Annotated in this window: 1 protein-coding gene; it reads right to left on the reverse strand. The window is 43.0% G+C overall.

The window, feature by feature from the left end; translation table 11 throughout:
- On the reverse strand, window positions 1-227 hold a 227-nt coding region (locus A3750_RS05085), incomplete at its 3' end, for a glycosyltransferase (RefSeq protein WP_231871723.1).
- Window positions 228-270: the final 43 nt, after the last annotated feature.

The following is a 270-nucleotide window of genomic DNA, read 5'->3' on the forward strand; positions in this document are numbered from 1 at the left end:
AACAAATGACAGCGCCTAAACAGAAGGGATATATCCTTACTTGGGAGATTCTCATGAAATGCCACTCGATCTTGTAAACCCAACTTCTCGGTTAGGCTTTGCAACCATTGTTTACCACTAGAACCTACGCCAACAAGATTTAACTCAACCTTAACACCCTCATTTACTAACCGCCTTAGTGCAATTAACAAGTAGTGCTGCCCTTTACCTCTATGGAATCGGCCCACTGATACCAAACGTAGTAGAGCTCCGTTTTGAGGAGGTAACATA

It is taken from the genome of Oleiphilus sp. HI0079 (genome assembly GCF_001635105.1).